This is a genomic window from Microbacterium sp. MYb54, assembly GCF_002979515.1.
Classification (GTDB): Bacteria; Actinomycetota; Actinomycetes; order Actinomycetales; family Microbacteriaceae; genus Microbacterium.
Genome location: NZ_PCPA01000005.1, coordinates 170996 through 197637, shown reverse-complemented (window position 1 = coordinate 197637; position 26642 = coordinate 170996). Strand labels below are relative to the sequence as shown.

Below are 26642 nucleotides of genomic sequence, written 5' to 3'. Positions count from 1 at the left end.
CCCGCACCGTTCAACGCGCGTCGGCCGGTTCGGCGTCGAGGCGCTCACGCACCTCGACATCCAGCACCAGGTCGGCGGCGCCCAGTGCCTCCTCCAGCTGGGCGAGCGACGACACTCCGACGACGGGGATGACGGGGACCTCCGCACCGAGAAGCCACGCGAGGGCGACCTGGTTCGGCGTCGCGCCGACCTCTGCCGCGACTTCGTGCAGCAGCGCGCGGCGGGCGTGGCTGGTCGGGTGATCGACGCCTCCCCACAGCGGCTTGTCGAGACGCGCGATCCCGCCCTGGTGCAGCGGCGAGTACACGGTGATCGCGAGCTGTGGACGCTCGGGGGTGCCAGTGGATGCCGCATAGTCGAGCAGGTCGGGGGTGACGAAGTTGTTCCGCCCGATGCGCGGCGCGGGGTACAGGTAGCTGTACTGCTGCTGCACGACGCCGTAGGGAGCGATGCCCTGGCGCTGTGCCTCCTGCCGCGCCTCGACCACGCGCCAGGTCGGCACGTTGGAGATGCCGGTGATCCCGACGAGCCCCGCTGCCTGGAGCTCCCCGAAGGCGCCGACCGTCTCGGCGAGCGCGACGTCTCGGTCGTCGACGTGTCCGTAGAGGACATCGATGTGGTCGATGCCGAGGTGGCGGGCGCTCTCCGGGGCCTGCCGACGGATGACTTCGGCCGAGAGCCCCTCGAAGTTCGTCGGCGGGGTGTTCGACAGCGGCTTCGACGGATCCTTCTGCGCGGCGCCGAGCTTGGTGGCGATGCGGAGAGCGTCGCGGTTACCGCGGTCGCTCATCCAGCGGGCGAGCAGGTCTTCGCTGTCACGGCCGTCGCCGCCTGCCCAGAGGCTGTAGTTGTTGGCGGTGTCGATGAACGTGCCGCCCGCCTCGACGAAGCGGTCGAGGATCGCGCGTGAGGTGGCCTCGTCGGTGCGGGTGCCGAAGTTCATCGCCCCCAGGCACAGGGTCGAGACGTCGAACGAGGTGCGGCCATCGGAGAGGGTGCGGTACTGCATGGTGTTCCTTTCTCGGGGATGGCTCCACGGTAGGGAGATATCGGCTCGGAGATACACTCCAATCACGATGCAGAAGACCAGACCGATTCTCGCGTGGGAGATGCTCCTCGATCTCGAGGCCGAGGGCACCGACGCCCGACCGCCGCTGCGGGACCGGGTGGAGAACGCACTGCGCCGCGCGATCGAAGATGGCCGCCTGGTCACCGGGTCGGCCGTGCCGCCCAGTCGCACCCTCGCGGAGACGCTCGGAGTCTCCCGCTGGGTCGTGACCGAGGCGTACGGGCAGTTGGTCGCCGAGGGCGTACTGGAGGCGAGGACCGGATCGGCCACCCGCGTCGCGGAGCGGCAGGAGGTGCCGAAGGCCACCCGGGGCAACGATCATCCCCGGCCGCGTGACCCCGCGCCCGCACCGCCCATCCGCTACGACCTGCGTCCGGGCATCCCCGACCTGCGCGCCACTCCCCGATCGCGGTGGGCGGCAGCGCTGCGCGCCGGCCTCGCCGACCTCCCCGATCGCGAGCTCGCCGCCGCGCACCCCTTCGGATACGCTCCCTCCCGCGCGGCCGTCGCCGCCTACCTCTCCCGATCGCGTCACGCGGACGCCGATCCCGACCGTGTCACGATCACCCACGGCGCCACCGACGGCATGGACATCCTCACGCGCGAACTGCACGGGCGCGGGCACCGGGCGCTCCTGGTGGAGGATCCGAGCTGGCCACGGCTGCGAGCCGTCGCCGAAGACAACGGACTGCGCCCGATCCGGGTACCGGTCGACGACGACGGCATCGACATCGAGGTGCTCGCCGCCCTGGCCACGCGCACGGGGGCCCGTGCCGCGCTCGTGACGCCCGCGCATCAGTTCCCCCTCGGTGCAGCGCTTGCGCCGTCCCGACGCGAGCAGCTGGTCCGCTGGGCGCGAGAGCACGCGGGGCTGGTCATCGAAGACGACTACGACGCCGAGTTCCGCTACGACCGCCGGCCCGTCCCCGCCCTGCAGCGCCTCGCGCCCGACCACGTCGCGCTCATCGGCTCCCTGTCGAAGTCGGTGTCGCCCTCCCTGGGCCTCGGATGGATGCTGCTGCCGCCGGACCTCGCTCCCCCACCCTCGGCAGCCCCGCCCTCTCTGATCGATCAGGCCGCCCTCGCGGAGTTCATCACGCGAGGCGACCTCGAACGGCACCTGCGCTCCTCACGCACCCGTTTCCGCCGCCGACGACAACGGCTGCTCGACGCGCTCACGATCGAGCTCCCCGAGCTGGCGGTCACGGGCATCGCCGCCGGCATGCACCTGGTTCTGACCCTCCCGTCGCATGTTCCGGCTTCCGCCGTGGTCGGCGCCGGTGCCTCCGAGGGGCTGGCTCTCACCTCGCTGCGCCGCTACACCGACACAGCCGATCGCCCGGATGCGCTGGTCCTCGGATACGGAAATCTCGACGATGCTCTCGTCGAGGAGGCGATCGCTCACCTCGCCGCCCTCGTCCGATGAGGCTCGAGCCGCGCGCACCCGCCGCTCCGGTCGCAGTTCTTGTCGGATGTAGCGCGTCCAGGCGTCACCAAGTGCGACCGGAGCCGAATCCGAGGCGTTCGAGAGACCGTCTCAGCGGAAGGACGCCGCCACCGAGTTGCGGTGATAGTCGAACACGATGCTCGTGCGGGTCGAGGCGACGCTGCTCTGCGCCGAGAGATGCTCGAGCACGAACTCGCGCATCTCCGACGAGTCGGCGACCGCGATGTGCAGCAGGAAGTCGTCGTCGCCACCGAGGAAGAAGAGCTGGATCACCGGGGGCAGCACGCGCACGCGGTCCGCGAACTCGACGATGCTCTCCCGCCGTCCACTCGGACGCAGCGTGACGCCGATGATCGCCTGAAGGCCAGCGCCCAGCGCCCGCTCGTCCACGCTCGCATGGAAACCGGTGATCACGCCGCGATCGACCAGAGCGCGCAACCGGGCGTGCGCGGTCGACGGCGCGACGCCCAGGCGCCCGGCGAGCTCGGCGTTCGTCATGCGCCCGTCCGCCGTGAGCAGTTGCACGATCCTGGCATCGATCGCGTCGAGTGCCGGGGCCCGAACGGTGTTCGGCTCCGGGGCCTCTGAAGTCGTCTCCATACGAAGCATTATTCAGGAATCCCGCGGTTGACGAATCATCTTCACTGATTCTGTTGTTCCGTCGATGTTTCTGCGATCCTTGGTGCCGCACCGCGCAACCAATCCTGGAGGATCGATGAAGATCGGCGTACCGACCGAGGTCAAGAACAACGAGAACCGCGTCTCCCTCACTCCCGCCGGCGCAGACCGCCTGGTGCGCGAGGGCCACCGTGTGCTCGTGCAGTCCGGAGCAGGGCTCGGATCGCGCATCACCGACGACGACTACCGCGCGGCCGGAGCCGAGATCGTCGCGACCGCCGCCGACGCGTGGGGCGAGGCCGATCTGGTCATCAAGGTCAAGGAGCCGATCGCCCAGGAGTACGGCTTCCTGCGCGACGACCTCACCCTCTTCACCTACCTGCACCTCGCGGCCAACCTCGCGCTCACGACCGCCCTCGTCGATGCCGGGACCACCGCCGTGGCCTACGAGACCGTGCAGCTGCCCGACCGCAGCCTGCCGCTGCTCGTGCCGATGAGCGAGATCGCCGGACGCCTCTCGGTCACCATGGGCTCGTACTCCCTGCTGCGCTCTCAGGGCGGGCGCGGAATGCTGCTCGGCGGCATCGCCGGCACGCCGCGCGCCAAGACCGTCGTGATCGGCGGCGGTGTCGCCGGAGAGCACGCCGCGGCGAACGCCCTCGGACTCGGTTCGAAGGTCACCGTGATCGATGTCTCGCTGCCGCGCCTGCGCGAGCTCGAGCACCGCTACGGCGGCGCCCTCGAGACCCGCGCCTCGAGCCGCTACGACATCGCCGAAGAACTCAAGACCGCCGACCTCGTGATCGGCTCCGTGCTGATCCCGGGTGCTGCGGCCCCCAAGCTCGTCACCGACGACATGGTCGCCGCGATGAAGCCGGGCTCCGTGCTCGTCGACATCGCGATCGACCAGGGCGGATGCTTCGAGGGTTCGCACCCGACCACCCACGACGACCCCACGTTCGCGGTGCACGACTCGATCTACTACTGCGTCGCGAACATGCCGGGCGCAGTTCCCGAGACTGCGACCCGTGCCCTGACCAACGCGACCCTCCCCTACGTCTCGGCGATCGCCGGCAAGGGCTGGGAGCGCGCGGCGTCCGAAGACGCGGCGCTGGCTGCGGGCCTCAACGTGCAGGGCGGACGCATCACGCTGCCGGCCGTCGCGCAGGCGCACGGACTCGTCGCCGGCTGACCTTCCGAACCCGAAAGAACTCCGGATCTTGGCGGCATCCCACACCTCTCCTGCTGCATCGACCCGAGTACGCTCGTAATCGTGACCGAACGCGCTCCTCTCTCCCGCAAGCTGTCCGCCATCGCCGAGTCCGCGACCCTCAAGGTCGATGCCAAGGCCAAGGCCCTCAAAGCCGAAGGCAAGGACGTCATCTCCTACGCCGCCGGCGAGCCCGACTTCGCGACGCCGCAGTTCATCGTGGATGCCGCGGCCGAGGCTCTGGCCGACCCCGCGAGCTACCGGTACACGCCGGCCCCCGGCCTCCCAGCGCTGCGCGAGGCGATCGCCGCGAAGACCCTGCGCGACTCCGGCCTCGAGGTCTCCCCCAGCCAGGTGATCGTCACCAACGGCGGCAAGCAGTCGGTCTACCAGGCGTTCCAGGCGGTCGTGAACCCCGGTGACGAAGTGCTGCTGCCCGCGCCGTACTGGACCACGTACCCCGAGGCCATCCGCCTCGCCGACGGCACCCCTGTCGAGGTCTTCGCCGGCGCCGACCAGGAGTACAAGGTCACGGTCGCGCAGCTCGAAGCGGCCCGCACCGCCCGCACCACCGCGCTCGTGTTCGTCTCGCCGTCGAACCCCACAGGCTCCGTCTACACCGCCGAGGAGACCAAGGCCATCGGCGAGTGGGCGCTCGAGCACGGCATCTGGATCATCAGCGACGAGATCTACCAGAACCTCACCTACGAGGGCGTCAAGGCCACCTCGATCGTCGAGGCCGTCCCCGAGGTCGCCGGTCAGACGATCCTGGTCAACGGCGTCGCGAAGACCTACGCCATGACCGGCTGGCGCGTGGGCTGGATGGTCGGCCCGGCCGACGCCATCAAGGTCGCCGGCAACCTGCAGTCGCACCTCACCAGCAACGTGAACAACGTCGCTCAGAAGGCCGCGATCGCTGCCCTCACCGGACCGCAGGACGAGGCCGAACAGTTCCGCCAAGCATTCGACCGCCGTCGCCAGCTCATCGTGTCGGAGCTGTCGAAGATCGACGGCCTCGTGGTGCCGAACCCGCTCGGCGCGTTCTACGTGTACCCCGACGTGCAGGGCCTCCTCGGCCGCACCTGGGGCGGCGTGACGCCGACCACCTCGCTCGAGCTCGCCGACTTCATCCTCGACCAGGCCGAGGTCGCTGTCGTCCCCGGTGAGGCCTTCGGCCCGTCCGGCTACATCCGCATGTCGTACGCGCTCGGCGACGACCAGCTGCTCGAGGGCGTTCAGCGTCTGCAGCGACTGTTCGCCTGACCCGCTGAACCGACGAAGACCCCTCCCCTCTGCAGACGGGAGGGGTCTTCGTCATCTACACGAGGGAGCTCAGGCCCACGCCGATAGGCTGTCGCTGCCCTGAGGTGAGCTCCGCGATACTGGAACCATGACGAACGGCGAGCAGCGTGATGGTCGGATGCCGGTGACTCTGGGGGTGGCTTTCGCCATCCTGATCACGGTGACCGTGCTGGTCTTCTTCCTCTCCCTCGTGGTCGCTCCCTTCCTCTGGTACTGGGGAGGAGAGTCGCGACAGTGGCTCAGTGTGCTCCCCTTCGTCCCGGTGGTCGTCTATGCGACCATCACCGTGCTTGTCGCAAGACGAAAGTCGTGGGCCCGATACGCGACCCTGCTGTTCCCCCTCCCGCTCGCGCTCTACGTTCCGGCGGCAGCGGCCCCGATCTGGGAGTTCTGGGTCGGCCTCGCGGCCCTCGCCCTCACCACCACGGCGGTCGTGTTGATCTTCCTGCCGTCGTCTCGTCCCTACTTCGGCATCGGGACGCCTCAGTCCTCGGGGTGGAAGCCGATCAGCCAGCGGATGCCGTAACGGTCGACGAGCGTGCCGTCGAAGTCACCCCAGGGTCGCTTCTGCAATGCGTCGATCACACGGCCGTCGGCGGCGAGCTTGTCGTACCAACCGGTGAGGGTCAGGGCGTCTGCCGTGCCGAGGAGCGACAGGAACATTCCGCCCATCTGCACGGCGTCGTCGTCGGCCCCGGCATCCGCTCCCGCGATCTCGACCAACCCGCTCAGCTGCCCGTGTGCGATCGCATCGCCCGGTCCATCGTGTCGGCCAGCGGTGGCGTAGTCGAGCAGCTGCAGGTCACCGCCGAACACCGACCGGTAGTGACGCAGCGCCTCTGCGGCGTTGCCGGGGAACAGCAGGTACGGGATCAGTCCGCTCATGCCGCGAGTGTAGCCGCGACCGCCGACGCGTTCTAAGGGTTCGACCGTCTACAGCTCGACGCCGACGAGCACCGGCTCCGGCTGCAGCACGAGACCGAACTCGGCATGCACCCTGCTCTGGATGAACCGCGCGAGCTCGGAGACCTCGCCGGCGGTCGCGCCACCACGGTTGGTCAACGCGAGCGCGTGCTTGGTCGACACCGAGGCGCGAGAGCGCGGGAGCTTGAATCCCTTGCGGATGCCGGCCTGCTCGATGAGCCACGCTGCGCTCACCTTGACGTCGGAGACGGCCGCGGGCTTCGACGCGGGCACCTGTCCGGCGTAGGAGGCGAGCGGGATCACGGTCACCGCATCGAGGTCGGGGGCGACCGGCCAGCGCGGGCACTCCGGGGGCAGCGCCCTGGCCACCGCCGCCGTCACGATCGCGTTCTGGAAGAAGGAGCCGACGCCGTGAGTGTCGGGGTCATCCGCATCGAGCAGCATGCCCTTCGACGCGCGAGTCGTGAGGATGCGCTCGCGCACCCAGCCCAGTGGAACCGGTGTCTCATCGGTCAGGTCCAGCGCCCGACGCAACTGCTCGCCGCGCACCACGCGCTCGCCCGCGATCAGCAGGTCGACGGTCACGGAGAGGATCACGGCGCGGCGCAGCGGCACGCTGCCGTGGTGGTGCTTGAGCACCGAGGTGCGGAACCCGAGTCCGAGCTCGGCTGCGGGAACCGTCGAGATCTCGCCGGTCGACTCGTCGATCAATTCGACCTCGACCAACGTCTCCTGGATCTCCTGCCCGTACGCACCGATGTTCTGCACGGGGGCGGCGCCGACGGTGCCGGGGATCCCGCTCATGGCCTCGAGGCCTGCGTACCCGTGGCCGACGGCGTAGGCGACCAGGTCATCCCAGCCATGCCCGGCCTGCGCGCGCAGACGGATGCGGCCCGCGTGCGGGGACGGCAGCTCTTCGATGCCTTCGGTGCGGACGCGGATGACCGTGCCCTCGAAGGTCTCGTCGCCCACGAAGAGGTTGGAACCGCCGCCGAGGACGAACCACTCGTCGCCGCGCTCCCACGTCTCACGCAGCGCTTCGACGAGGCCCGCGGTGGTGGTGGCCTCGAACATCCGCTCCGGCGCCGCACCCGTGCGGAGCGTGGTCAGCTCCGCGAGACGGACCGGCTCGATCTCGCGCATCAGAGCGTCCGCATCAGACGGCGATGCGCAGCTGCGCCTTGACGAGGACGGTGGTCTCGCCGAACGTGACCTTGAGGTCGATGCGAGCGGCCTCCTCGTCGACTGCGCCGACCGTGGCGACGACGGTGATGTCAGCACCGTCGACCGGGTCGACCACTACCGGCTTCGTGAAACGAACGCCGTAGTCGAGGATGCGCGTGGCCGGGTCGAGTGCCGCGACGACCACCGACGAGGCGATGCCCATCGTGAGCATCCCGTGCGCGAGCACACCGGGAAGCCCGACGGATGCCGCGATGTCATCGCGGTAGTGGATCGGGTTGAAGTCTCCGGATGCGCCGGCGTAGCGCACGAGCGATTCGCGGGTGAGGTGCACGGTGCGCTCGGCGAGCACGTCTCCGACGGTGTAGCCCATCAGGCGGCCTCTCCTTCATCCGCAGTCGGCTCAGCACCGACCAGCAGCACGCTGGTCGCCGTCACGACATGGGCTCCCGCCGGGTCGGTGATCTCCGCCTCGCTGGTGATCATCGCGTTGCCGCCCATCATCCGGATGCCAGTGACGCGCAGCTGCGCGGTGAGCTCGTCGCCCGCGATGATGGGACGCGTGTAGGTGAAGCGCTGCTCGGCGTGGATGGTGCGCGCGAGCACGATGCCGGAGTCTTCCTGCCCCAGCAGCTGCTGGAGCGTGAGGTCCTGGATCACCATCGCGAAGGTCGGCGGCGCGACGACGTCGGAGAAGCCGTCCGCGCGGGCCGCCTTGACGTCGGTGTGCTGCGGGGCGTCGGCGAAGACGGCACGAGCGAACTCGCGCACCTTCTCGCGGCCGACGAGGTACGGGGCCGTCGGCGGGAACTCCCGGCCGACCAATTCTTGGTTCACTGCCACCCCTCGATCCTACCGAGGCCCGGCCCGATGCCAGGCCCCGGCAGGCTCAGGCCGCCCGTGCCGACATGGCCGATCCGAGAAGAACCATCCGCATGCTGCGCTCCGCGGCATCGCGCAGCAGCGCCTCGCCATGCTCCACCGCCTCCTCTAGCGGCATCGGCACGGTGATGATCGAGGCGATCGCGTCGATGCCGATGTCGTGCACGGTCGGGGCGCCCACTCCGAGAGACCCGGCGATGCCGAGCACCGGGACACCGGCGACCCGGGCACGCATCGCGATCTCGGCCGGCACCTTGCCGCGAGGGGTCTGGAAGTCGATGGCGCCTTCGGCCGTGATGACGAGGTCGGCCACCGCCATCAGCTCGTCGAGCGGTTCGGGCAGCAGCCCACTGTCGAGCAGCACCTCGAAACGCGGGGCGAGCCGCGCACCGAGCACCGCAGCCAACCCGGCCCCGAGTCCGCCCGATGCCCCGGTGCCGCCGCCGGTGCGCACATCCATCGACGCTCCGAACGGACCCTGCTCCTCGAGGAGACCCGCCCAGACGTCGAGGGCCTCTGCGAGCTGCTCGACCTGCTCCGCCGTCGCGCCCTTCTGCGGGCCGAACACCCTGGCCACGCCGCGCGGGCCGCACAGCACGTTGTGGATGTTGCAGGCGAGCACGATCTCGACCTCTCCGATACGGGGATGAAGACCCGCGAGATCGAGGCTCGCCGCTTCCCGCAGGTGCCGTCCGCCCGCGGCGATGGGTACACCGTCGCGATCGAGGATGCGCGCGCCGAGCGCTTCGAGCGCCCCGGCACCGCCGTCGCTCGTGCCGGAATCTCCGCAGCCGACCACGATCCGATCGACGCCGGCATCCAGTGCCGCGGCGATCAACTCGCCCACGCCGCGAGTGGTGGTCTCGCCCGGGTCGCGGCGGTCGCGGGGCACGAGCCTGAGGCCTGCGGCGGATGCCATCTCGACGACAGCGGTCCCTGTGGCATGTCGACCGAGCCTCGCCCAGTGCGCATCGACCGGCTCGCCGACGGGACCGGTGACCCGCACGGGGACGAGCTCGCCGCCGGTGGCCGCGGCGAGCGCGGCGGCGGTGCCCTCTCCGCCGTCCGGCACCGGGTACTCATCGACCTGCACGCCGGGGATGACCCGACGCACGCCGGCGGCGATCGCCTGCGCCACGGCCTCGGCACTCAGACTCTCCTTGAATCCGCTCGGTGCGACCAGGATGCGCTGCGGGGTGTGGATCGACATGGTTCCTCCTTCTGCGCCCGAACGGGCGACGAATGCCCGGTGTGCGGGCACGACGAGCACCGGTGCACCGGCGGCGCACGCGGAGTGAAGCGGATGTGAGGGGCGGGAGCGCTGCGGATCAGAGCAGCAGCGGCAGCCCCATCAGCGGCCAGACCCACAGGGCGAAGACCGCGACCAGCACGAACATCGCGGGAGCGAGCAGCGCCGAGAGCCGACGCAGATCGTGCGGGGTGAATCCTCCGCTGACGATGTCGGGGTCGGCGAACATCGCGACCGGCTTCGCAGAGCTGGGCAGCGTGTGGCAGAAGCCCGCCGCGGCGGTCGAGGCGAACGCCGCGGCCATCGGGGAGACGCCGAGCGCAGGAGCGAGAGCGATCACGACCGGGATGATCGCGGCGGAGCGCGCCGACCGCGACGGGATCAGCAGGTGCGCAGCGGTCGAGATCGCGATGACCACGAGCACGAACGCGACGGCTCCTGCAGCGCCGAGTCCATGCAGCGGAGCGAGCGCCGACGAGCTCAGCCAGGCCGCGGCCCCGGTCGTGGTGAGCGCGGATGCCAGCGCGAGAGTCGCGGCGAGGAACAGCAGCAGCGACCACGGCACACGCTTGATCGCTGCGGGGAACGTCAGGCAGCCGATGCCCGGCGTCACGGCGGCGACGGCTCCGATGAGGGCGACCAGGGCCGGCGACAGGTGGTGCAGCGGTTCGGTGGCCCAGAGGAGGATCACACCGCCCAGCAGCACGGCAGCCCGCCGCTCCATGGTGCTGAGCGGCCCGGTCACGGCGGTCGATGCGGAACGGCCGATCTCCGCAGCATCCATCGTCAGGGGCGTCGCGCGGTCGGCTCGGCGGGTGAAGCGCCAGAGGATGATCTCGCAGGCCAGGTGCGAGGAGACCACCGCCAGCGGCAGCCCGAGCCAGAGCCAGCTCAGGAACGTGAAGCCCTCTTCGCCGGCGGCGCGCAGAAGCTGGTCCGTGACGATGTGCGCTCCTGCGCCGAGCAGCGAGCCGACGGCCGAGAGCAACACCACGGTCGGCATCAGCAAGGCGAGGGCGCGGATCACCCGCTCACGTCCGGGAAGAGTCGCGGCGACAGCTGCGTATACCGGAACGGCCAGCGCCGCGCGCCCGGAAGTCGCAGGAACGGCGAAGGCGGTGAGCGTGAGGGCGACGGTCGTCAGATGGAAGAGGCTCCGCGGTCCTCGTGCGAACCGAAGCAGATGCGAGGCGCCACGCAGGGCGAGGCCCGACGACGACACTGCGGCGGCGATCACGAACGCTCCGATGAGCAGCCAGATGGTCTCGTCGCCGAGCGAGGCGAAGAAGTCGCTCGCCGGCAGCACGCCGGTGACGATCAGGGCGATCGCGGCGAGGAAGGCGACGAGAGTGTCGTCGAGCCGCGTCGAAGTCCAGGCCCACACCGCGAGCAGGAAGACGGTGAGCGTCACGGCGATCGGCATGGTCACCTGGCCGGGGCCGGCGCCCTGAGACAGCGACGACACCGCCATGGCGAGCCCCGCGACCAGCACGAGTCCGAGGGCGCTGAGGCTGAGGATGCGCCCGCGCCCGAGCCGGCGCACCGCGAAGCCCGATCCGGCCGAGCTGCGACGGGTGAACGGGGCCGGACGCTGCGGCGGCATGGTCGAGAATCGCGTGCGCTCGATCACCGACGGCTCGCTCTCGGTCTCGGTCTCGGTATGGGTGCGATCGCTCATCGGAATCGGTATCCCGCCCCGCGCACCGTCTCGATGCGGTCGACCCCGATCTTTCCGCGCAGCGCTCGCACGTACACGTCGACCACGTTGGAGGCCGGGTCGAAATCCATCCCCCAGACGTGCCCGATCAGCTGGTCCCGGGACAGCACCTGACCTGCGTTCTGCAGGAACACCTCGAGCAGTGCGAACTCCCGCGAGGTGAGTTCGCGCATGTCTCCGTCGACCGTGACCGTGCGGGCCCGCACATCGACCCGCACGTCGTCATGGGTGAGGACGGGGCCGGCCGCACGCCCCTCCCCGTCGCCGATCCGCAGCCGCACACGGGCGATGAGCTCGGCGAACTGGAACGGCTTGGTGACGTAGTCGTTGGCTCCGCTCTCCAGGCCCCGCACGGTGTCGATGACCGAGTCGCGCGCGGTGAGGATGATCACGGGTGTCGTGACGCCTTCACCGCGAAGGTTCGCCAACACGTCGAACCCGTCCATGCCGCCGAGACCGATGTCGAGCAGGACCAGATCGAACATGCCGCTGCGAGCCATCAGCAGGGCGGTGTGTCCGTCGGCCGCCTCGGCGGTCTCGTACCCGGCCGCCCGCAGGCCGCGGCGGACGAACGAGGTGATGTGCGGGTCGTCTTCGGCGATCAGGATGCTGCGCATCTCACTCGCTCCTCTCTGCCGCGGCGTCGAACCGCGTTGTGGCGGGTGCCGGGAGGTCGATGCCGAATGTGGCGCCGTCGCCGAGCACACTGTCGACCCAGGCTGAACCGCCGTGCCCGTCGGTGATCGCCCGCACGATCGCGAGCCCGAGCCCCGACCCGCGGCGCACGCCGGAGCTGTCGCCACGGGCGAAGCGCTCGAAGATGCGCTCGGCATCGGCAGCCGCGACGCCTGGACCGGAGTCGCGCACCCACAGCCGCAGGCGCCGTTCCTCGCCGTCGCCGTCGAAGCGCGATCCGATGAGGATGCGGTCGCCCGTCTCGGTGACCTGTACCGCGTTGGCTGCGAGCTGGAGCACGGCTTGGGTGACCCGCTGAGGGTCCAGCGCCGCGGTCCCTTCCGCCACCTCCATGAGCTGCCAGCGACGATCACCGAGGTTCTGGGCCTTGGCTTCGATGTCGAGGGTGAGGGCGGCGATGTCGCAGTTCGCGACCCGCACGAAGTCGGGCTGCTCGGCCCGCGCCAGCACGAGCAGGTCGGTGACGATGCGGCTCATCCGGTCGAGCTCGTCGCTCACCAGCCGCAGGGTCGCCGCGCGCTCCTCGGGGTCTTCGCTGAGCAGTTCCAGTTGCCCGCGAACGATCGTGATCGGGGTACGCAGCTCATGCCCCGCGTCGTCGACGAACCGTTGCTGCGTGGCGTGCACGGCCTCGAGGCGGTCGAGCATCTGGTTGAAGGTCGTCGCCACGGCGGCGATGTCGTCGGTCCCCTCGACCGGGACCCTGGCGGAGAGGTCATGCTCGCCGATGTCGCGGGCCACGCGGTAGACCTCTCGCACCGGTGCGAGGATCTGTCCGGCCACCAGCCACGCGACGCCGGAGCTGAGCACGATCCCGATCAGGGCGACCCACGCGATGGTGGCGAAACCTGCGTCGACCTGCGCTCTGGCCTCCTGCGTGTACTGCACGATGAGGACGGCCCCGTCGCGGTCGCCCGTGGTGAAGTCCAGCCGCCCCCAGCGCAGGGGTCCGGCTTCGGGCGAGTCCATCGCACCGGATGCCACGGATTCGCCGAGCAGTCGGGTCACCAGCGACTCGCCTCCCGGAACAGCCGACAGTGTGGACGCATCGGTCGCCTCCACGCGGCCGTTCGCGACCGCGATGACCATGCCCTCGACCGCGGCCACGACGACCTCGTTCTCATGCACGGACTGCCGGGCGACATACTCGGCGACCAGCTCCTCGGCCGTGGTGTGACCGCTGGCGGCTGCATCCTCCGCGAACCGGGAGAACTCTGCGGCCTCCTGCTCGATCTCGGCGTTGGCCGACTGCTCGACGCCGGCGAGGAAGATGCTGCGGCCGATCATCCCGACGGCGAGAAGCGTGATCGCCGTGCTCAGGATGATCCACAGTGTGATGCGCCAGCGGGCGGGCAGCGTGCGGCGACGCAGCGTGCGAAGCGGCGCACCGGCGGGGGCGGAGCCCTGCGGCACCGCGCGCGTCTCGGGGCGTGCCGGAGCGGCCTCGCCGAGGTCGAGGGGCAGGGTGGGTGCGTCAGTCATCGTCGCCGCCGTCATCGTCGTCGTCACCGGCAGGTGGTGCAGGCGCGGGCGCCGGGGCAGGGGGCGGTGCGGGCGCTGGAGCGGGAACCGGAACCACGGGAGCCGGTGCGGGGGCTGGTTCCTCGGTCGGCGCCGGCGGGGCGAGTTGCACCGATACGGGTTCGGTGGGGATCTGTGGTGAGGGAGGCATCTGCGCCAGCACGACGCTCCCGATCGCGAAGGCGACGGGGATCGCGATCAGCGCGCCGGTGATGAGGAGGCGTCGTGGGGTGGTCATGTCCCCATGATGCCCGGCGATCATGATGTGCAGATGAGTCGTGGATGAAGATCTCTTCATCCACGATCCAGCTCAGCTGCGCTTGCGTCCTCTGACCGCCTTGATCGCCATCTGCACGGCGATCACGACGAGGTATGCCGCGAACAGCATGTTGCCCAGCGTCGGATCGACGATCGTCGCCAGCCACGCCCCGAGAGCTGTCGTCGTGCAGGCCGAGACTCCGATCAGCGCGGCAGCGAGAAGATCGACGTTGCGGTTGCGGAGGTTGCCCACCGTGCCGGAGATCGCCGTCGGGATCATCATGAGGAGCGACGTGCCCTTGGCGACCAGATCGCTCGTGCCGAAGGCCAGCATCAGCACGGGGACGACGATGACTCCGCCGCCGACGCCGATGAGACCGGCGAGGATCCCGGTGCCGACGCCGACCCCGACGAGCGCGATGCCGGTGAGCCAGGAGAGTTCGAACGCGGCGTCGCGCGAGGGGATCACCAGGAAGAGGCTGATGATCACGACCACCAGGAAGCCGACGAAGCCCCAGCGCAGGGCCGTCTGCGAGATGCGAGGCAACAGGCGCGTGCCGATCTGCGCACCCACGACGGCGCCGGCCGCGAGGATGATCGCCGGGATCCAGGCCACCGACCCGGTCGTGGCGTAGGAGATGACGCCCACGCTGGCCGTGGGCACGATCGCCGCGAGCGAGGTCCCGGCGGCGAGGCGCTGATCGAAGTGGAGCAGGAGCACCAGCAGCGGGACGATGACCGTGCCGCCGCCGACGCCGAAGAGGCCGGAGAGGAGGCCGGCGAGAAGGCCGATCCCGATGAACGCCGTGTAGGCACGAGGCCCTCTTGCCGGGGCCTGTACGTCACTCACCGGATCAGCCTACTCGTGACCTCCTCCCCTCCCGAACTCAGACCTCCGAGTCGGCCTTGATCGGCACCGCGATCGACTCGGTCAATGCCTGCTCGTACCGACGCTGCCGCCGGCGCAGCCACAGTCCGCCGACGATCAGGAGTGCGAGCACCCCGTACGCGATCGCTGCGAAGGGCTGCATGACCAGCGTGCTCAGATCTCCCTGACTCAGCTGTAGCGCCTTGCGCAGCTGCTCCTCCGCCATCGGCCCGAGGATCATCCCGACCACGAGCGGCGCCACCGGATAGCCGTACCTCCGCATGAAGTAGCCGAGGATGCCGACGATCAGCAGGATCACGATGTCAGACGGCGAACCGTGCAGCGCATAAGCGCCGAAGACCGCGAACAGCAGGATGCCGGCGTAGAGGTACGGCCGCGGGATCTGCAGCAGCTTCACCCACATGCCCACGAGCGGCAGGTTCAGCACGATCAGGATGACGTTGCCGATGTAGAGGCTCGCGATCAGCGCCCACACCAGGTTCGACTGGCTCTCGAACAGCAGCGGTCCCGGCTGGATGCCGTACGACTGGAACGCCGTGAGGATGATCGCCGCGGTCGCGGTCGTCGGCAGTCCGAGCGTGAGCAACGGCACCAGCACGCCGGCGGCCGCCGCGTTGTTCGCCGATTCCGGGCCTGCCACACCCTCGATCGCACCGTGTCCGAACTCGCCGCGGTGCTTCGAGAGCTTGCGCTCGGTCGCATACGACAGGAAGGTCGCGACGTCAGCGCCGCCGGCGGGGATCGTGCCGATCGGGAAGCCGATCGCGGTTCCTCGCAGCCAGGGCTTCCACGACCTCCGCCAGTCCGACTTCGTCATCCACGAGCGCCATCCACGGGTGACGGGGATGACGTCCGCGGCGCCGTGCCGCAGCCGGGCGGCGATGTAGAAGGTCTCTCCTACCGCGAAGAGCCCGACCGCGACCAGGACGATGTCCACGCCATCCGAGAGCGCGGGGAGCCCCAGCGTGTAGCGCTGCTGCCCCGACAGCCAGTCGGTGCCCACGAGCCCGAGGAACAGGCCGACGCCGAGCGAGAGCATCCCTCGCGAGATCGAGCTGCCGATCAGCGCGCCGACCGTGATGAACGCGATGACGATGAGGGCCACGTAGTCGGCGGGCCCGAGGTTGACCGCGAACTGCGCGAGCAGCGGAGCCAACAGCGTCAGGCCCAGTGTCGCCAGCGTGCCGGCCACGAACGAGCCGATGGCGGCGGTGGCGAGCGCGGCAGCACCGCGCCCGATCTTCGCCATCTTGTTCCCCTCGATCGCCGTGACTATGGAGGCCGACTCTCCCGGGGTGTTGAGCAGGATGCTCGTCGTCGAGCCGCCGTACATGCCGCCGTAGTAGATGCCGGCGAAGGTGATGAGCGCGGCTGCAGGGTCGAGCGTGTAGGTGAGGGGAAGAAGCAGCGCCACCGTCATGGCGGGCCCGATGCCCGGCAGCACACCGACCGCGGTGCCGACGAAGACGCCGAGGAAGGCGAACGCGAGGTACTGCGGCTGCAGCGCCGTCGCGAAGCCCTCCATCAACAGGGTCCAGCTGTCCATCAGAACATCCTTCCGAGCCAGCCGAGGGCAGGGCCCCAGGGCAGCGACAGGCCGAGCAGACCGCCGAAGACGACCTGGATCACGAGAGCGACCACGATGCCGATCAGGAACGCCATCCACCAGCGCTTGGCGGCGAGCGACCATGCGACCCCGCCGAACAGCAGCGCGGCGGCGGGCGCCCAGCCGAGGGGCTCGATCAGGAGCAGGTGCGCGACGACCAGCCCTGCGAGCTTGGCCAGGGTGACCCAGTCGGTCGGGAGGCTCTCATCGATGTCCTCCGCCTCCTCCGCTCCGCCGCGCTCACCGCGCAGCACACCGATCAGCACAGCGACCGCGGAGGCGAGAAGGATGACCGAGACGAAGATCGGGAAGACCGTGGGACCCGCTTTCATGCCGACGGGGACATGGATCAGGAAGATGCCGACGACGGCGAAGACGCCGAGCACGACCATGATGCCGGCGAACACGAGCTCGCCGATGGGGACGGAGGGAGAGCGGCGTGCGGGCCGACCGTCGTGGTCGACCCGCACCCCCTGCTCCTCGGTCCCCGATGATGCGGGGACCGTCATGTCACTGCACCAGACCGATGTTCTTCAGCGTCGCCGTGACCTCTTCGATGTTGCCGGTGAGGAATTCGTCGAACTCCGCCCCGACGAGGAACGCGTCGGTCCAGCCCTTGGTCTCCAGCTGCTCGGTCCACGCCTCGGACTCGTGCAGCTCGGTGATCACCCGCACCAGTTCGTCTTTCTCGCCGTCGGAGATGTCGCCGGGCGCGATCACGCCGCGCCAGTTGGTGAGGACGACGTCGTAGCCCTCTTCGGTGATGGTCGGCACGTCGGGGAGCTGTGAGACGGGCTCCTCGCTCGACACCGCCAGTGCCTTGAGCGCGCCGCTCTCGATGTGCTGCGCGAACTCTCCGACACCGGAGATGCCGGCGGCGACCTTGCCCCCGATGAGCAGCGGCACGGCCTCGCCGCCGCCGGAGTTCGGGGTGTAGTTCAGCTTCTCGGCGATCTCGGCCCCATCCAGACCCGCCTCTTCGAGCATGAGCCCGGCGAGGATGTGGTCGGCGCCTCCCGCCGAACCACCCGTGATCGTGACCGACTGGCCGTTGTCGACGATGTCCTCCACGAGGTCTTCGAGGGTGTCGTACTTCGAGTCGGCCGGCACGACCACCACGAGCGGCTCGTCGGTGAGGCGCGCGATCGGGGTGGTGTCCTCGATCCGCACGGCCGAGGCGTTCGTCTCGACCGCCCCGACCATGACGAGCCCCATCACCATGAGCGTGTTCGGGTCCTTCTCATTGGCGAGCTGTGCGAGACCGACGGTGCCGCCGGCGCCTCCCACGTTCGTCACCGGGGCGGACCTCACGATGTCGTCCTCGGTGAGCACCTGCGACAGGGCGCGCCCGGTCTGGTCCCAGCCCCCACCGGGATCAGCGGGCACGACGATCGAGACGTCGGTGATCTTGGCGGTCTCCTCCTGAGCGTCGCCTTCGTCGGTCGCTGCGCTGCCTCCGGCACACGACGTCAGTGTGAGTGCGGCCGCAGCCGCCAATGCGACCAGGGTTCCGATGCGTGCATTCTTCATGTGCGCTCCTCCTTGAGCGTTCGTGATGCTGTGTGGATCCACAGTGGAAGCTCCGGCTTCTGCGCTCAACCTTCGGAAACCATTGGTCGGAGTTTCGGAACTATTGGTCGCGAGCGGTGTCCTCCCCCGCTCGCACCGCCGGAGCGGAGCGGCCAGAATGAGCAGGTGGCCTCAAAGATGACGCTGCGCGTGCAGTTGCTCGTGCTGCAGGCGCTGATCGTGTTCCTGGTGACCCTCGCGACCGGCATCCTCGCCGGAGCATTCCAGGAGCAAGCGCTCCGCGAGGCCTACAAGGACCGGATGCAGGCTGTGGCCCAATCGATCGCCGCCCTGCCCGTCGTGCACTCGGCCTTCGACGATGCCGAGCCGTCGATCACGATCCAGCCCATCGCGGAGGTCATCCGGGAGGCCTCCGATCTCGCCTATGTCGTCGTGGCCAACGAAGACGGCATCCGCTATTCGCATCCGAACCCGGCTCGCATCGGAGAGAAGGTCTCCACCGACCCGTCGATCCCGCTCTCCGGCGAGATCTACGTCGGCACCCAGACCGGCACGCTCGGTACGTCCTGGCGGGTCAAGGTGCCCATCCGCGACGACGACGGCGATGTGATCGGCACAGCGTCGGTCGGCATCCTCGAGTCGGAGCTCAGTGAGGAGTTCAGCGCGAACCTCGTCTGGCTGATCTCGGCGATGCTCGCCGCGGCCGTGCTCGGGGTGTTCGGATCCGCCTGGGTGACCTCGATCATCCGCCGCCGGATCTATCGACTCGAGCCCCATCAGATCGCGGCGCTCGTGAAGAACCAGGAGACGACGCTGCACGGTCTCAGCGAAGGGGTGATCACCGTCGACGGCACCGGGCGGATCACACTCGTGAACGATGCCGCCGCACGTTTCCTCGACAGGGACGCCGCCGATCTCGACGGCGAACCTGCCGCGGAGGTGCTGGGCGAAGAGTTGGCGACCGTGCTCCGCGAAGGCGAGTCGGCCGGGCGACCGGTGATCGTCGGGTCGCACGTGCTCGTCGCCCGCAGCACCGGCAGCGATGCCGACGGCGGCGGTATCGGCGCGACACTGCTGCTTCGCGATCACACCGAGCTCCACGACGTGGTCCGACGTGTCGAGGCAGCGGATGCCATCATCGCGTTCCGCCAGCGCCTCGGGCTGCCCAAGGGGCTCAGCGCCGAGACACTCGGCCGAGTCTCCACGGCACTCGCCGCCCGCTCCGACGCCTCGGCGAGCGAGATCGGAGATGACCTCGACATCTCTCGGGTCAGCGCGCGCCGCTACCTCGAACACCTCGCCGGGTCCGGACGAGCGACGCGCGCGCTCGACTACTCGACCAAAGGCCGACCGAGCACCCGCTACCGCATCAGAGATGCCGTCTGAACATCACCTCGACACTGGGACGCAGTGCCGTAGTGTGCGACACTGGATCGCATTCGACGACGCCGTCGGCTCCCCCGGATCGAAGGAGATCTCATGGTTCGCAGCACCTATCCCGATGTGGAGATCCCCGAGGTCTCCATCCACGAATTCCTCTTCGGAGGACTCGGCGAAGCCGAGCTCGACACGATCGCCCTCGTCGACGGGATGAGCGGGGCGACCACGACCTACCGACAGCTGGTCGGACAGATCGATCTGTTCGCCGGAGCCCTCGCTGCTCGCGGGGTCGGCGTCGGAACGACGGTCGGCGTGCTGTGCCCGAACATCCCCGCGTTCGCCACCGTGTTCCACGGGATTCTCCGGGCAGGGGCCACGGCGACCACCATCAACTCCCTCTACACCGCAGACGAGATAGCGAACCAGCTCACCGATGCCGGCGCGACCTGGCTCGTCACCGTGTCACCTCTCCTCCCCGGGGCGCAGGCGGCCGCTGAGAAGCTCGGATTCGCCGCCGATCACGTCATCGTGCTCGACGGCGCGGAAGGACACCCCTCGCTTCCGGCACTCCTCGGCGAGGGACATCCGGCCCCCGAGGTCTCGTTCGATCCAGCCACCCATCTCGCCGTCCTGCCCTACTCCTCGGGAACCACCGGACGCCCGAAGGGGGTCATGCTCACGCATCGGAACCTCGTGGCCAACGTGTCGCAGTGCCGCCCGGTCCTCGGCGTCGACGCGAGCGACCGCGTGCTGGCCGTGCTGCCCTTCTTCCACATCTACGGCATGACCGTGCTTCTGAACTTCGCTCTGCGCCAGCGGGCGGGGCTCGTCACGATGCCGAAGTTCGACCTCCCCGAGTTCCTGCGCATCATCGCCGAGCACCGCACCACCTGGGTGTTCGTCGCGCCGCCGATCGCGGTCGCACTCGCGAAGCATCCGATCATCGATCAGTACGACCTCTCCGCGGTGAAGGTGATCTTCTCGGGTGCCGCCCCTCTCGACGGCGCTCTGGCCTCAGCCGTCGCGAACCGGCTCGGCTGCATCGTCACGCAGGGTTACGGCATGACCGAGACGAGTCCTGCCGTGAACCTGATCTCCGAGACTCGCAACGACATCGACCGCTCGAGCATCGGGCCGCTCGTTCCGAACACCGAGGCACGACTCGTCGACCCCGACTCGGGTGAAGATGTCGCCGTCCCGACCGATGGTGCCAGCGAGCCTGGTGAGTTGTGGGTGCGCGGGCCGCAGGTGATGGTCGGATACCTCAACCGCCCGGATGCCACAGCCGAGATGCTCGATGCCGACGGCTGGCTGCACACCGGCGACGTCGCGACCGTGACCCATGACGGGATCTATCGGATCGTCGATCGACTCAAGGAGCTCATCAAGTACAAGGGGTATCAGGTCGCCCCTGCCGTGCTGGAGGCGGTGCTGCTCGAGCACCCGGCCATCGCGGATGCCGCCGTGATCGGTGCGTTCGATGAAGACGGCCAGGAGGTGCCGAAGGCCTTCGTGGTGCGGCAGCCCGGAGCCGACCTCGATGCCGATGTCGTGATGGCTCACGTCGCCTCGCACGTCGCACCGCATGAGAAGGTGCGGCAGGTGGAGTTCATCGAGGTGATCCCGAAGTCGAGCTCGGGGAAGATCCTCCGCAAAGACCTGCGCGCCCGCTGACGAACAACGCCTTCACTTCCACATAGAAGAAGCCCGCCGCCCCACAAGGGGCGACGGGCTTCTTCTATGAGCGAGGTCCTTACTCGGACTTCTTCTCGACAGCGTCCTCGGCGGCAGCCTCGGCTGCTTCGCCCTCGGCCTGCGACTCGGCACCGGCGTCGGCGGCGTCCTCGACGGGAGCCTCCTCGACGGGAGCCTCCTCGACGACCTCGGCGGGCTTCTCCGCCTTGGCGGCCTTCTCAGCCTTCGGAGCAGCCTTCGCGGCAGCCTTCTTCTTCGGCGTGACGGGCTCGAGAACGAGCTCGATCACGGCCATGGGCGCGTTGTCGCCCTTGCGGTTGCCGACCTTCGTGATGCGGGTGTAGCCACCCTCACGGTCAGCGACCAGCGGTGCGATCTCGGCGAAGAGCGTGTGAACGACGCTCTTGTCGCCGATGACGGCGAGCACGCGACGGCGCGCGTGCAGGTCGCCACGCTTGGCGAAGGTGATCAGACGCTCAGCGAGCGGACGAAGGCGCTTGGCCTTGGTCTCGGTCGTCTTGATCGACTTGTGGGTGTAGAGCGCCGCTGCAAGGTTTGCAAGCATGAGGCGCTCGTGTGCGGGGCCGCCTCCGAGGCGGGGACCCTTAGTGGGCTTGGGCATAATCGTCTAGCTCCTGGTCAGAAAGGTCGGGTATCAGAAGGACTCGTCTTCGCTGCCGCCGTAGAAGTGGGCGCCGTCGAAACCGGGCACCGAATCCTTGAGCGACAGACCGAGCGAGATGAGCTTGTCGCGCACCTCGTCGACCGACTTCTGGCCGAAATTGCGGATGTTCATGAGCTGCGTCTCCGAAAGGGCGACGAGCTCAGAAACGGTGTTGATGCCCTCACGCTTCAGGCAGTTGTACGAGCGGACCGACAGGTCGAGGTCTTCGATCGGCATCGACAGCTCGCTGGAGTTCACAGCCTCCACCGGCGCCGGGCCGATCTCGATGCCCTCGGCCTCGACGTTCAGCTCGCGAGCGAGACCGAACAGCTCGGTGAGCGTCTTCGCAGCCGATGCGACAGCGTCGCGGGGGCTGATGGCCGACTTGGTCTCGACGTCGAGGACGAGCTTGTCGAAGTCGGTGCGCTCCCCGGCACGGGTCGCGTCGACGCGGTAGCTGACCTTGAGGACCGGCGAGTAGATCGAGTCGATCGGAATCTGACCGGCCTCGGCATACTCGTTACGGTTCTGCGTCGCCGAGACGTAGCCACGGCCACGCTCGATGGTGAGCTCGAGCTCGAACTTCGCGGTGTCGTTCAGCGTCGCGATGACGAGCTCGGGGTTCTGCACCTCGACACCGGCCGGAGCCGAGATGTCAGCGGCGGTGACTTCGCCGGCACCCGTCTTGCGCAGGTACGCGGTGATGGGCTCATCGCGCTCTGACGAGACGACGAGCTGCTTGATGTTGAGGATGATCTCGGTGACATCCTCCTTCACGCCGGGGATGGTGCTGAACTCGTGCAGCACGCCGTCGATGCGAACGCTGGTGACAGCAGCACCGGGGATCGACGACAGCAGGCTGCGACGCAGCGCGTTGCCGATCGTGTAACCGAAGCCGGGCTCCAGAGGCTCGATGATGAACCGGCTACGGTTCTCGACGATCTTTTCCTCGGTCAGTGTGGGACGCTGTGCAATAAGCACTCTGTGTTCCTTTCGATCACATGCCCGCTATATGACATGTGGTGGGGTGAGGTCTTGAGTTTTTAAAGTCGATGCCCGCTGGCGGGCGTCGAGCCGCCCGGACCCCGAAAGGGCCGAGCGGCTCGAACGCACGTCAGACGCGGCGGCGCTTCGGCGGGCGGCAGCCGTTGTGCGCCTGCGGGGTGACGTCCTGGATCGAACCGACCTCGAGGCCAGCGGCCTGCAGCGAGCGGATCGCGGTCTCGCGGCCGGAGCCCGGACCCTTCACGAAGACGTCGACCTTCTTGACGCCGTGCTCCTGCGCCTGACGCGCAGCAGACTCGGCAGCAAGCCCTGCGGCGTACGGCGTCGACTTGCGCGAGCCCTTGAAGCCCACGCCACCCGACGAGGCCCAGCTGATGACAGCGCCGGACGGGTCGGTGATCGAAACGATGGTGTTGTTGAACGTCGACTTGATGTGGGCATGGCCCAGCGCGATGTTCTTCTTTTCCTTGCGGCGCGGCTTGCGCGCGGCGGCCTTGGGTGCAGCCATGAAAGTGTTCTCCTAGTCCCTGGGGCCGCGCTTAGCGGGCCTTCTTCTTGCCTGCGACGGTGCGCTTCGGGCCCTTGCGGGTACGGGCGTTGGTCTTGGTGCGCTGACCACGGACCGGGAGACCACGACGGTGGCGGATGCCCTCGTAGGAGCCGATCTCGACCTTGCGGCGGATGTCTGCTGCAACCTCGCGGCGCAGGTCACCCTCCACCTTGTAGCTGCCTTCGATGTGGTCGCGGAGGGCGATCAGCTGGTCGTCGCTGAGGTCCTTCACGCGGATGCTCTCGTCGATGTCCGTAGCCTTGAGGATCTCGACCGAGCGGGTACGGCCGACGCCGTAGATGTAGGTAAGGGCGATCACCACGCGCTTGTCGCGCGGGATGTCAACGCCGGCAAGACGTGCCATGCGGTTCTCCTGGGTTTTGTGGAGGTGTGGAACAGGATCGGTGCCCGGGCCTCCGCCCGAGGTGTCCCCCGCTTCCGCGAGTTCTGACCCTGCCGTTGTGTATTCAGTTGTGAGATGTGCACGAGCGATGCCGCGCAGCGCGGGCCGTCGATCAGATCGGCGGCCCGCCAGGGCTCAGCCCTGGCGCTGCTTGTGACGCGGGTTGCTCTTGCAGATCACCATGACGCGGCCGTGACGGCGGATCACCTTGCAGTGATCGCAGATGGGCTTGACGCTGGGGTTGACCTTCATGATGTTTCCTGTTCGCTGTCTTCGTACCGCCTCGAGCAGAGGCAGGCCGTTACTTCTCGACCGATCAGCGGTAGCGGTAGACGATACGGCCGCGGGTCAGGTCGTAGGGGCTGAGCTCCACGACCACACGGTCCTCGGGGATGATGCGGATGTAGTTCTGCCGCATCTTGCCGGAGATCGTTGCAAGGACCTTGTGTCCGTTGCTGAGCTCAACGCGGAACATCGCGTTGGGCAGAGCCTCGGAGATCACGCCCTCGATCTCGATGACACCGTCTTTCTTAGCCATAGCCTCGCTGACGCTTCTGCAGATCGGTCGATCTGCGGTGGGTGATTGGATTGTGGTACTGCGCCGCCGGACACGCCGAATCAAGGCACAAAGCACCAAAGATCTATGTTAGACGCTCTGGGGCCATCCGGCAACTTGAGATCCCCGATCAAGGCACCGTTTTTCGACCCGTCGCAACTCGAAGATGAGAGCAGCGCCACACGGGTCAGGAGTCTTGCTCATCTTTCGTGCGTCAACGGCGTTGTGCCAGGTGCTCACCGACAACCCGAAGAGCGACGGCACGAAGCACACGAACGCTAGGACGGACAGCGGCGGGACCGTGGAACGATCCCGCCGCTGCGTCTACCCGTTGGAGATATCAATTGGAGTAGTAGACCTGTCGGGCGAATCCTCTGTCGCATCCCTTGAATACCTGCGATGACCCGGTGCCGAAGTTGATCTTCTTCTTGTTCTCATACCCGGTGAGATCGCTGGAACACTTCCACCAGATGGTGACCGTTCCGGTGCATGATGCGGCAATGGTCCCGTCGGGTGTGCCACCCTTTACGGCACTACATGACCCTGCGTAGGCTGGCGCCCCTCCAGCGATCAGCATTCCTCCCGCCAGCGCAAGCGACGCGAGGATCGTTCCAAGCTTCTTAGACTTCATCATCTCTCCGATCGATTACCACTGCCCGCCATACAAGCGGCCATGCGGTTCATCGAGAGCGTAGGTCTAATGCACGCGCAGGCACACACAACACCCGACGCGACGGAGAACTTTGAACCAAAGTCGCTCGACGCCGGCAACGAAAGTCAGCCCAGGAGCTTCTCCATCTGGGCAATGTCGCCAGCCTGGAGATCGAGACGCTTGCCGTTGACCTCGATGGTCGGCGTGCCCTTGATCTCATGGGCCTTCGCCTGAGCCGCGGGGAACTTGATGTACGTCTTATCCGTGATGCAGTCGACGGACGCATCCGCACCCACCTGCTTCGCGTACGCGATCAGCTGCTCATCGTCGAGACCCGCGGAACCTTCGGCCGGCTGATTGTCGAACAGCGTCTTCATGTAGTCCACAGCCACGTCGGGATCGTTCTCTGCGACGCAATACATCGCCGCGGCAGCTCTCGACGAATACTCCGAGGTCGATCGGAAGTCCAGAATGGCGATCGGGTGGATGTTGAGCGTGATCTTGCCGTCGTTGGCGGCAGCCTGAAGCTGCTCACCGTACTGCTGCTCAAACTGACCGCAGATCGGGCACATGAAGTCGATGTAGGTATCGACCGTGTCCTCTCCGTCACCAATCACGATCGCGCCAGTCTCCTGGTTGATGATGTCACCCTTCGGCGCCGCACCGGGCGCAGTGGCCTGGTTGTTGAGGAACACCACGAGTCCACCGATCGCCACCAGTACAACGACCACGGCGATCGAGACGCCGATCGCGAACCAGTTGGTGTTGCTCTTCGCCGCTGCCATTACTTTCCGATCTCTCGAGGCTCTACCCCGAACGGGGCGAGTCCGGCTCTTCCACCATCGGGCGCAGTCAGCACCCAGATACCACCATCATGCAGTGCGACACTATGTTCCCAATGGGAGCCGTCCGTGCCGTCGACCGTGGTGACCGTCCAGTCGTCTTCCTCGATGAAGGTCGCATCGCCGCCGGCGGTGACCATCGGCTCGATCGCGAGCACCAGACCGGGCTTCACGTCTTCGCCGCGGTCGGGCGTGCGGTAGTTGAAGACGCTGGGCGCCTCGTGCATCTTGCGACCGATGCCGTGGCCCACATACTCGCGCAGGATCCCGTAGGTCTCGCCGGAGACCGCTGAGGAGCCCTGTGCCTCGATGTACTCCTGGATGGCTGCACCGATCTCATCGATCGATGAGACGGATGCCATCGCGGCAATACCGGCCCACATGGAGCCCTCGGTGACGCGGGAGAGCTCCTCGCGGCGGGCGACCAGCTCCGGTCGCTCCGGGTCGGGAACGACCACCGTGATGGCGCTGTCGCCGTTCCACCCCTGGAACTGCGCTCCGCAGTCGACCGACACGATGTCGCCCGGCTGCAGCACCCGCTCCCCCGGGATGCCGTGGACGACCTGCTCGTTGACCGAGATGCAGGTCGTGTGGCTGTAGCCGCGCACCAGCTGGAAGTTCGACTCCGCGCCACGGGCCAGGATCGTGCGGTTCGCGACCGCGTCCAGCTCCAGCGTCGTGACGCCGGCCTTGATCAACGGGCGGACGGCATCGAGCGCCGCAGCCGTGATGAGCCCAGGCTCCACCATGGCTCGCAGCTGAGCCGGGGTCTTGTAAATCGACCGGCGGAACATC

General features: G+C 68.2%; 30 protein-coding genes. 6 read left to right on the top strand and 24 right to left on the bottom strand.

The window, feature by feature from the left end:
• Positions 1-10 precede the first annotated feature (10 nt).
• A complete protein-coding gene (locus CQ040_RS07985) occupies positions 11-1009 on the bottom strand; it encodes an aldo/keto reductase (protein ID WP_105528202.1) in 999 nt (332 codons plus the stop codon).
• 67 nt (positions 1010-1076) lie between these two features.
• On the opposite strand from CQ040_RS07985, the gene CQ040_RS07980 reads away from it, so the two are divergent.
• Positions 1077-2495, top strand: a complete 1419-nt coding sequence (locus CQ040_RS07980; protein ID WP_181156789.1) for a PLP-dependent aminotransferase family protein — start codon at positions 1077-1079, stop codon at positions 2493-2495.
• Positions 2496-2606: 111 nt separating this feature from the next.
• Here CQ040_RS07980 and CQ040_RS07975 read toward each other — a convergent pair whose 3' ends face one another.
• Positions 2607-3125: an Lrp/AsnC family transcriptional regulator gene (locus CQ040_RS07975; RefSeq protein WP_105526185.1), complete on the bottom strand. Its 519-nt coding sequence runs from the start codon at positions 3123-3125 to the stop codon at positions 2607-2609.
• A gap of 106 nt (positions 3126-3231) precedes the next feature.
• Between CQ040_RS07975 and ald the strand changes: the two genes are divergently transcribed.
• From ald to CQ040_RS07960, 3 genes are all read left to right on the top strand, one after another.
• Positions 3232-4326, top strand: a complete 1095-nt coding sequence (gene ald, locus CQ040_RS07970; protein WP_105526186.1) for an alanine dehydrogenase — start codon at positions 3232-3234, stop codon at positions 4324-4326.
• An 81-nt stretch (positions 4327-4407) separates the two neighbouring features.
• Positions 4408-5607 carry a pyridoxal phosphate-dependent aminotransferase gene (locus CQ040_RS07965; RefSeq protein ID WP_105526187.1) on the top strand — a complete coding sequence of 400 codons (1200 nt, stop codon included), beginning with the start codon at positions 4408-4410 and terminating at the stop codon, positions 5605-5607.
• 127 nt (positions 5608-5734) lie between these two features.
• On the top strand, positions 5735-6172 hold the full coding sequence (locus tag CQ040_RS07960; protein ID WP_105526188.1) for a hypothetical protein: 438 nt from the start codon (positions 5735-5737) through the stop codon (positions 6170-6172).
• On the opposite strand, the gene CQ040_RS07955 is transcribed toward CQ040_RS07960, so the two are convergent.
• The 13 genes from CQ040_RS07955 to CQ040_RS07895 all read right to left on the bottom strand — a co-directional run bounded on the left by CQ040_RS07955 (position 6130) and on the right by CQ040_RS07895 (position 18100).
• Positions 6130-6531, bottom strand: a complete 402-nt coding sequence (locus CQ040_RS07955) for a VOC family protein (protein WP_028502430.1) — start codon at positions 6529-6531, stop codon at positions 6130-6132. The genes CQ040_RS07960 and CQ040_RS07955 overlap by 43 nt on opposite strands.
• Positions 6532-6579: 48 nt before the next feature.
• Positions 6580-7713 carry a UDP-N-acetylmuramate dehydrogenase gene (locus tag CQ040_RS07950; RefSeq protein ID WP_105526189.1) on the bottom strand — a complete coding sequence of 378 codons (1134 nt, stop codon included), beginning with the start codon at positions 7711-7713 and terminating at the stop codon, positions 6580-6582.
• A gap of 13 nt (positions 7714-7726) precedes the next feature.
• Complete coding sequence (locus CQ040_RS07945; RefSeq protein WP_105526190.1) at positions 7727-8125, bottom strand: MaoC/PaaZ C-terminal domain-containing protein; 399 nt, start codon at positions 8123-8125, stop codon at positions 7727-7729.
• Positions 8125-8595, bottom strand: coding sequence for a MaoC family dehydratase N-terminal domain-containing protein (locus CQ040_RS07940; protein WP_105526191.1), 471 nt, complete (start codon positions 8593-8595; stop codon positions 8125-8127). Before CQ040_RS07940 ends, CQ040_RS07945 begins: the two co-directional genes overlap by 1 nt.
• Before the next feature lie 46 nt (positions 8596-8641).
• Positions 8642-9844 (bottom strand): glycerate kinase, encoded by a 1203-nt coding sequence (locus tag CQ040_RS07935; protein WP_105526192.1) that lies wholly within the window; start codon positions 9842-9844, stop codon positions 8642-8644.
• A 118-nt stretch (positions 9845-9962) separates the two neighbouring features.
• Positions 9963-11561 carry an SLC13 family permease gene (locus tag CQ040_RS07930; protein ID WP_105526193.1) on the bottom strand — a complete coding sequence of 533 codons (1599 nt, stop codon included), beginning with the start codon at positions 11559-11561 and terminating at the stop codon, positions 9963-9965.
• Positions 11558-12217: a response regulator transcription factor gene (locus CQ040_RS07925; protein WP_028502436.1), complete on the bottom strand. Its 660-nt coding sequence runs from the start codon at positions 12215-12217 to the stop codon at positions 11558-11560. The genes CQ040_RS07930 and CQ040_RS07925 overlap by 4 nt, the downstream gene beginning before the upstream one ends.
• A gap of 1 nt (position 12218) precedes the next feature.
• Positions 12219-13778: a cell wall metabolism sensor histidine kinase WalK gene (locus CQ040_RS07920; RefSeq protein WP_105526333.1), complete on the bottom strand. Its 1560-nt coding sequence runs from the start codon at positions 13776-13778 to the stop codon at positions 12219-12221.
• Positions 13771-14055 (bottom strand): hypothetical protein, encoded by a 285-nt coding sequence (locus CQ040_RS07915; protein WP_146113861.1) that lies wholly within the window; start codon positions 14053-14055, stop codon positions 13771-13773. The genes CQ040_RS07920 and CQ040_RS07915 overlap by 8 nt, the downstream gene beginning before the upstream one ends.
• 72 nt (positions 14056-14127) lie before the next feature.
• Entirely contained in the window at positions 14128-14925 is a 798-nt protein-coding gene (locus CQ040_RS07910) for a sulfite exporter TauE/SafE family protein (RefSeq protein WP_105526195.1), read from the bottom strand.
• A 37-nt stretch (positions 14926-14962) separates the two neighbouring features.
• Positions 14963-16510, bottom strand: a complete 1548-nt coding sequence (locus tag CQ040_RS07905; RefSeq protein WP_105526196.1) for a tripartite tricarboxylate transporter permease — start codon at positions 16508-16510, stop codon at positions 14963-14965.
• Complete coding sequence (locus CQ040_RS07900; RefSeq protein ID WP_258131233.1) at positions 16510-17079, bottom strand: tripartite tricarboxylate transporter TctB family protein; 570 nt, start codon at positions 17077-17079, stop codon at positions 16510-16512. Before CQ040_RS07900 ends, CQ040_RS07905 begins: the two co-directional genes overlap by 1 nt.
• A 1-nt stretch (position 17080) precedes the next feature.
• On the bottom strand, positions 17081-18100 hold the full coding sequence (locus tag CQ040_RS07895; protein WP_105526197.1) for a tripartite tricarboxylate transporter substrate binding protein: 1020 nt from the start codon (positions 18098-18100) through the stop codon (positions 17081-17083).
• 165 nt (positions 18101-18265) lie between these two features.
• Here CQ040_RS07895 and CQ040_RS07890 point away from each other — a divergent pair, with 165 nt between their 5' ends.
• Both CQ040_RS07890 and CQ040_RS07885 read left to right on the top strand, forming a co-directional pair.
• The gene (locus CQ040_RS07890; RefSeq protein WP_105526198.1) at positions 18266-19486 is read left to right on the top strand and encodes a PAS domain-containing protein; all 1221 of its coding nucleotides are present in this window, start codon (positions 18266-18268) and stop codon (positions 19484-19486) included.
• 93 nt (positions 19487-19579) lie between these two features.
• Complete coding sequence (locus CQ040_RS07885) at positions 19580-21154, top strand: AMP-binding protein (protein WP_105526199.1); 1575 nt, start codon at positions 19580-19582, stop codon at positions 21152-21154.
• Between the two features lie 79 nt (positions 21155-21233).
• Here the strand turns inward: CQ040_RS07885 and rplQ are convergent, their stop codons facing one another.
• From rplQ to map, 9 genes are all read right to left on the bottom strand, one after another.
• The gene (rplQ, locus tag CQ040_RS07880; RefSeq protein WP_105526200.1) at positions 21234-21797 is read right to left on the bottom strand and encodes a 50S ribosomal protein L17; all 564 of its coding nucleotides are present in this window, start codon (positions 21795-21797) and stop codon (positions 21234-21236) included.
• Positions 21798-21830: 33 nt separating this feature from the next.
• Positions 21831-22820, bottom strand: a complete 990-nt coding sequence (locus CQ040_RS07875) for a DNA-directed RNA polymerase subunit alpha (RefSeq protein ID WP_021201111.1) — start codon at positions 22818-22820, stop codon at positions 21831-21833.
• 133 nt (positions 22821-22953) lie between these two features.
• On the bottom strand, positions 22954-23352 hold the full coding sequence (gene rpsK, locus CQ040_RS07870; protein ID WP_028502446.1) for a 30S ribosomal protein S11: 399 nt from the start codon (positions 23350-23352) through the stop codon (positions 22954-22956).
• Between the two features lie 31 nt (positions 23353-23383).
• The gene (gene rpsM / locus CQ040_RS07865) at positions 23384-23758 is read right to left on the bottom strand and encodes a 30S ribosomal protein S13 (RefSeq protein ID WP_028502447.1); all 375 of its coding nucleotides are present in this window, start codon (positions 23756-23758) and stop codon (positions 23384-23386) included.
• A 174-nt stretch (positions 23759-23932) separates the two neighbouring features.
• Complete coding sequence (rpmJ, locus tag CQ040_RS07860) at positions 23933-24049, bottom strand: 50S ribosomal protein L36 (protein ID WP_005050492.1); 117 nt, start codon at positions 24047-24049, stop codon at positions 23933-23935.
• Between the two features lie 64 nt (positions 24050-24113).
• Entirely contained in the window at positions 24114-24335 is a 222-nt protein-coding gene (infA, locus tag CQ040_RS07855; RefSeq protein WP_017201569.1) for a translation initiation factor IF-1, read from the bottom strand.
• Positions 24336-24693: 358 nt separating this feature from the next.
• Entirely contained in the window at positions 24694-24984 is a 291-nt protein-coding gene (locus CQ040_RS20440) for a hypothetical protein (RefSeq protein ID WP_146113862.1), read from the bottom strand.
• A gap of 146 nt (positions 24985-25130) precedes the next feature.
• Positions 25131-25790 (bottom strand): thioredoxin domain-containing protein, encoded by a 660-nt coding sequence (locus CQ040_RS07850; protein ID WP_105526201.1) that lies wholly within the window; start codon positions 25788-25790, stop codon positions 25131-25133.
• The gene (map, locus tag CQ040_RS07845; RefSeq protein WP_105526202.1) at positions 25790-26641 is read right to left on the bottom strand and encodes a type I methionyl aminopeptidase; all 852 of its coding nucleotides are present in this window, start codon (positions 26639-26641) and stop codon (positions 25790-25792) included. The genes CQ040_RS07850 and map overlap by 1 nt, the downstream gene beginning before the upstream one ends.
• Position 26642 lies beyond the last annotated feature (1 nt).

Bases quoted from the DNA above. Each gene is read 5' to 3' on its own strand.
- CQ040_RS07985 (WP_105528202.1), bottom strand. From the start codon at position 1,009: ATGCAGTACCGCACCCTCTCCGATGGCCGCACCTCGTTCGACGTCTCG.
- CQ040_RS07980 (WP_181156789.1), top strand. From the start codon at position 1,077: ATGCAGAAGACCAGACCGATTCTCGCGTGGGAGATGCTCCTCGATCTC.
- CQ040_RS07975 (WP_105526185.1), bottom strand. From the start codon at position 3,125: ATGCTTCGTATGGAGACGACTTCAGAGGCCCCGGAGCCGAACACCGTT.
- ald (WP_105526186.1), top strand. From the start codon at position 3,232: ATGAAGATCGGCGTACCGACCGAGGTCAAGAACAACGAGAACCGCGTC.
- CQ040_RS07960 (WP_105526188.1), top strand. From the start codon at position 5,735: ATGACGAACGGCGAGCAGCGTGATGGTCGGATGCCGGTGACTCTGGGG.
- CQ040_RS07955 (WP_028502430.1), bottom strand. From the start codon at position 6,531: ATGAGCGGACTGATCCCGTACCTGCTGTTCCCCGGCAACGCCGCAGAG.
- CQ040_RS07950 (WP_105526189.1), bottom strand. From the start codon at position 7,713: ATGCGCGAGATCGAGCCGGTCCGTCTCGCGGAGCTGACCACGCTCCGC.
- CQ040_RS07945 (WP_105526190.1), bottom strand. From the start codon at position 8,125: ATGGGCTACACCGTCGGAGACGTGCTCGCCGAGCGCACCGTGCACCTC.
- CQ040_RS07935 (WP_105526192.1), bottom strand. From the start codon at position 9,844: ATGTCGATCCACACCCCGCAGCGCATCCTGGTCGCACCGAGCGGATTC.
- CQ040_RS07930 (WP_105526193.1), bottom strand. From the start codon at position 11,561: ATGAGCGATCGCACCCATACCGAGACCGAGACCGAGAGCGAGCCGTCG.
- CQ040_RS07925 (WP_028502436.1), bottom strand. From the start codon at position 12,217: ATGCGCAGCATCCTGATCGCCGAAGACGACCCGCACATCACCTCGTTC.
- CQ040_RS07920 (WP_105526333.1), bottom strand. From the start codon at position 13,778: ATGACTGACGCACCCACCCTGCCCCTCGACCTCGGCGAGGCCGCTCCG.
- CQ040_RS07915 (WP_146113861.1), bottom strand. From the start codon at position 14,055: ATGACCACCCCACGACGCCTCCTCATCACCGGCGCGCTGATCGCGATC.
- CQ040_RS07905 (WP_105526196.1), bottom strand. From the start codon at position 16,510: ATGGACAGCTGGACCCTGTTGATGGAGGGCTTCGCGACGGCGCTGCAG.
- CQ040_RS07900 (WP_258131233.1), bottom strand. From the start codon at position 17,079: ATGACGGTCCCCGCATCATCGGGGACCGAGGAGCAGGGGGTGCGGGTC.
- CQ040_RS07895 (WP_105526197.1), bottom strand. From the start codon at position 18,100: ATGAAGAATGCACGCATCGGAACCCTGGTCGCATTGGCGGCTGCGGCC.
- CQ040_RS07885 (WP_105526199.1), top strand. From the start codon at position 19,580: ATGGTTCGCAGCACCTATCCCGATGTGGAGATCCCCGAGGTCTCCATC.
- rplQ (WP_105526200.1), bottom strand. From the start codon at position 21,797: ATGCCCAAGCCCACTAAGGGTCCCCGCCTCGGAGGCGGCCCCGCACAC.
- rpsK (WP_028502446.1), bottom strand. From the start codon at position 23,352: ATGGCTGCACCCAAGGCCGCCGCGCGCAAGCCGCGCCGCAAGGAAAAG.
- rpsM (WP_028502447.1), bottom strand. From the start codon at position 23,758: ATGGCACGTCTTGCCGGCGTTGACATCCCGCGCGACAAGCGCGTGGTG.
- rpmJ (WP_005050492.1), bottom strand. From the start codon at position 24,049: ATGAAGGTCAACCCCAGCGTCAAGCCCATCTGCGATCACTGCAAGGTG.
- infA (WP_017201569.1), bottom strand. From the start codon at position 24,335: ATGGCTAAGAAAGACGGTGTCATCGAGATCGAGGGCGTGATCTCCGAG.
- CQ040_RS20440 (WP_146113862.1), bottom strand. From the start codon at position 24,984: ATGAAGTCTAAGAAGCTTGGAACGATCCTCGCGTCGCTTGCGCTGGCG.
- CQ040_RS07850 (WP_105526201.1), bottom strand. From the start codon at position 25,790: ATGGCAGCGGCGAAGAGCAACACCAACTGGTTCGCGATCGGCGTCTCG.
- map (WP_105526202.1), bottom strand. From the start codon at position 26,641: ATGTTCCGCCGGTCGATTTACAAGACCCCGGCTCAGCTGCGAGCCATG.